We start from the raw sequence: 4,554 nt of genomic DNA on the forward strand, positions 1-4,554 counted from the left end.
GTCGATACGTTAACACCCTCAGCCAGTGAAAAAGACCTGACAATAACCGTAGATTACGAACTAGCGCCGAAGCAAGTCACGACTGATCCCTTGCGACTCGAACAGATTATCACCAATTTGGTCAGTAATGCGATTCGTTACACGGAAACAGGAAGCATTACCATCACCTGCCTAGTTGAGTGTAATAATCAACCTAATCAAAATGATCATTTTGAGCATTTTGTGATCGTGATTACCGATACCGGGATTGGTATTGCTCCAGAAGACCAAGCTAAAGTTTTTGATCCGTATTTTCGCGGCAGTTCCCGTGCTAAACGTTTACCGGATAGTACCGGATTGGGGCTGGCGATTGTTGGGCGGCTGGTGCAACTTTTACAAGGAGAAATTCAGCTTGACTCTCAGGTTAATGTTGGCTCAACGTTTAAGGTGACTTTACCGTTAGCCGTTCAAACCCCTGAGAGAACATCAGTGAATGTAACCCCCGTTAACGAAAACAGTAATGGTTAAGTCTGTAGGCACAATAAAAGTTAACGAATGGGAGCATTACAGCGCTTGGCGCTTAGATCAAAGTCCCCCTATTTGATCCCCCTCCTGTCCCCCTATTAGATCCCCCTTCCGTCCCCCTATTAGATCCCCCTCCTGTCCCCCTATTAGATCCCCCTTCCGTCCCCCTATTAGATCCCCCTTCCGTCCCCCTATTAGATCCCCCTTCCGTCCCCCTATTAGATCCCCCTTCCGTCCCCCTTAAAAAGGGGGAAACCAGATGTTTGTTGAGGGGTGTTTGCAGAATTTAATCTAGTGAAAATCATTGCCATTAACCTACTGAATACGCTTTCAAGCGATGCTTGATTTTATTGGCGACAACGGCGACAATTACTACTGCAACTGCCAACAAAACGGCTCCTATTTGCAGCCCCGAATCATCCGCCAAAATTGCCAACGCTGCGAAAACAATCGCCACTCCTACACCCAATTGTTCCACCCGCTGCGAGATCTGATAGGCTCGGTTACAAGAGTGACAAAGTTCAGTATGCCAAAATAACGGCTTCACTGACATTTTATTCAACTGACCTTCAGGTTCATTTTCCCTATCTTTCGAGGTTAAATAACCGCGATAATAGGGCAAAGACGCCCCAACCCGATCCAGCCATTTGCGATATTCCATAGCAAACGTGTCACAGGTTGGAATAGGGGAATAAACCTGTTTCACAGGTTCTCCTAACCGTTCAACTTCATGTTGTTGTCCTAATAGTATGGAAATATCCTGAGCCAGAATTTTATTCTGTTTTAGATGAGTCCACCATCTGGGCATCAGCTTCACGGGTTGAGTGACAAAATTGCGATAGGTTCGTGATAAAATTCGACATTTTCCTTTGCTCAAGGGGAATAGGTAAAATGCCTGCCCAAAGAACCAGTCTTTATCAGGAATAGAAAAGTAAAAATGAGCTAAACTCGGAGCAATAAAATCAAACTTAATCCAGGTTGAGTTGGGTTCTCTTGTATTCCGCGATTGACCCCGAAACCCGTTTACGGAACTCTCCAGGATTTCCATTTCCAAGGGTTGAGCTTTGGCGCGATCGCCCTGATTCCCATGATGAGTAATATGAATATGTGCTGGATCTAACATGTGTTCAAGCACATAGCTGATATCACAGGGAACTTCTGTGAGTTTGTCAGAATGGACAAATCCGGGCTGATCCAATTGCGGAATGGTGGGAATCGCTTGTTCATCCGCTAATTCAGCCGCACCGGGCCAAATCCAAATCAGTCCTTGGCGTTCGACAACTTTATGCGATCGCACGTTAGCATTCACAGGTATTGTCCCATCAGCCGATAACTGGGGAATATGCAGACATTGACCCTCATGACCAAATTGCCATCCGTGGTACAAGCACTCCAGTTTACCGTCAATAAGCTGTCCATCGGATAGTTTAGCCGCACGATGGGGACAGCGATCGGTTAAACAGATCAGTTCCTCTTGGTGTTTGAATATAACGAACGGTTCATCATACAACGAAAAACCATAGGGGCGATCTTTGGCAAAATCTTGGCGGAAACAGATAGGATACCAACAATTTCTCCAGTTAAATTCCGATTCAAGTTCTGGTTCAGATAGGGGATTCGTTGATTGGGCTGAGTCAGGTTTATGAGGAGCAACGGTCATAGTTAAGACTAAAACGAATTGTTACTTGGCGTGTGGATGAATATTATACAAGGATAGCTCCCCCAGCTCGCCCTACATAAGAAATGGGGTTTGGAGACCAAACCCCTACAACACCATCTCCCTCATTGAGATTTTTCAATTAACCGTCCAAACCACTCCAGGACAAGGTATGCTGAAGAACTGATAGTCTGATGCGTGCCTTATGCCTGTGCTGAACTCTGCCCCAGCAACCAATTTTCCCCTAACGGCTGTCGTGGGGCAAGAAGCGATTAAATTAGCGCTGCTGTTGGCGGCGGTTGACCCCGGATTAGGAGGAGTGGCGATCGCGGGACGACGGGGAACAGCCAAATCCGTGATGGCACGCGCCCTTCACGTCTTGTTACCCCCCATTGAAGTGGTCAAGGGTTCCATTTCTAATTGTCATCCCCGCTATCCTCAAGAATGGGATGACCAGCTTTTAGCCCAAGGCGTTGAACCTGATACCGTGGAGACGGAAATTATCCCCGCGCCCTTTGTGCAAATTCCCTTGGGGACAACTGAAGATCGCCTCTTGGGTTCCGTGGATGTGGAGAAATCAGTCCAACAAGGGGAACCTGTATTTCAACCTGGACTCTTGGCACAGGCACATCGGGGGGTGTTATATATTGATGAAATCAACCTCCTCGATGACCAAATCGCTAACCAACTGTTAAGCGTTCTCACCGACGGGCGCAACCAAGTTGAACGGGAGGGGATGAGTTTTCAGCATCCCTGCAAACCTTTATTAATCGCCACCTATAACCCCGATGAAGGACCCCTACGAGAGCATTTACTGGATAGAATTGCCATAACCCTCTCTGCTGATGGGGTATTGGCACTGGATCAACGAGTGCAAGCCGTAGAACAAGCGATCGCCTACACGACTTCACCTCAAGCCTTTCTCGGTCAATATAACGAAGACATCGATAACCTAAAAACCGAGATCATTCTGGCACGGGAATGGCTCAAAGACGTGCAAATTACATCCGCTCAAATCGCCTATCTGGTTGAAGAAGCCCTGCGCGGTGGCGTTCAAGGGCATCGGGCGGAACTCTTTGCCGTGCGGGTTGCCAAAGCCTCAGCCGCCCTAGATGGGCGTCAAACCATCAGTGCTGACGATTTGAAACGCGCCGTGGAATTGGTGATTGTCCCCCGTTCTACCATCGTCCAGACCCCACCAGAGGAACCGCCGCCACCCCCTCCACCCCCACCGCCCCAGGATGAGTCATCTCAAGATCAAGATGAACCGGAGGATCAGCAGGAAGAAGAGGAACAAGAGGAACCGGAACAAGAACAAGAACAAGAACCTCCCAGCATCCCCGAAGAATTCGTCTTTGATACCGAGGGCGTAGTTCTCGACCCCAGTGTTCTCTACTTTGCTCAAATGGCGCAACGACAAGGAAAATCGGGAACGCGCAGCATTATCTTCTCCGAGGATCGGGGGCGCTATGTCAAGCCGATGTTACCCAAAGGTGCCGTCAAACGCATCGCCGTTGATGCCACATTACGGGCGGCTGCACCCTATCAGAAAGCCCGTCGGGAACGCCAGCCGAATCGCAAGGTTATCGTCGAATCGGGAGATATGCGTTCCAAACGCCTCGCCCGGAAAGCTGGGGCGTTGGTAGTATTTCTCGTAGATGCGTCGGGTTCCATGGCACTCAACCGGATGCAATCGGCGAAGGGTGCGGTGATGCAACTACTCACTGAAGCCTATCAAAATCGTGACCAAGTATCCCTAATTCCCTTTCGCGGCGAACAGGCTGAGGTGTTATTACCGCCTACTCGTTCCATCGCCTTGGCACGGGGGCGATTAGATCGGTTACCCTGTGGTGGCGGTTCCCCCTTGGCACATGGATTAACCCAGGCGGTGCGCGTCGGTACGAATGCCAAAATGTCAGGAGATATCGGTCAAATCGTGATTGTGGCGATTACTGATGGACGCGGGAATATTCCCTTAGCCCGTTCTCTGGGTGAACCCATACCCGAAGGCGAAAAGCCAGATATTAAAGGGGAATTATTGGAGATAGCCGCAAGAATTCGGGCAATGGGGATTCAGTTATTGGTGATTGATACTGAAAACAAGTTTGTCTCCACAGGGTTTGCCAAGGAATTAGCCAAGCAAGCCGGGGGGAAATATTACCATTTACCCAAAGCCACAGATAAAGCCATTGCCTCAATGACGAAGAATGCGATCGCGGATATGAAATCCGGGTAATTGTGCGATCGGGGAGCATCATCATGTAGGGGCACGGCATTGCCCATTGGTGTCAACTTAAGGTAGAAAATCAATGCTGGTAAGGTTTTAAGCTGTGTCTATCTACTGCTCGACATTTCCCCCCTCATCCCCTAACCCCAACTCCGGTCCGTGGGGA

Annotated in this window: 3 protein-coding genes; 2 read left to right on the plus strand and 1 reads right to left on the minus strand. The window is 49.0% G+C overall.

The annotated features are described in order from the left end of the window. Positions 1–507, plus strand: a 507-nt coding sequence (locus MC7420_RS16030; RefSeq protein ID WP_044207641.1) for a sensor histidine kinase, incomplete at its 5' end; no start/stop codon positions are given. A 307-nt stretch (positions 508–814) separates the two neighbouring features. Here MC7420_RS16030 and MC7420_RS16035 read toward each other — a convergent pair. Beyond that, positions 815–2,164, minus strand: coding sequence for an aromatic ring-hydroxylating dioxygenase subunit alpha (locus tag MC7420_RS16035; protein WP_006101713.1), 1,350 nt, complete (start codon positions 2,162–2,164; stop codon positions 815–817). A gap of 202 nt (positions 2,165–2,366) precedes the next feature. Between MC7420_RS16035 and bchD the strand changes: the two genes are divergently transcribed. Next, complete coding sequence (gene bchD / locus MC7420_RS16040; RefSeq protein WP_006101723.1) at positions 2,367–4,397, plus strand: magnesium chelatase ATPase subunit D; 2,031 nt, start codon at positions 2,367–2,369, stop codon at positions 4,395–4,397. Positions 4,398–4,554: the final 157 nt, after the last annotated feature.

This window comes from Coleofasciculus chthonoplastes PCC 7420, from assembly GCF_000155555.1.
GTDB classification, from domain to species: domain Bacteria; phylum Cyanobacteriota; class Cyanobacteriia; order Cyanobacteriales; family Coleofasciculaceae; genus Coleofasciculus; species Coleofasciculus chthonoplastes_A.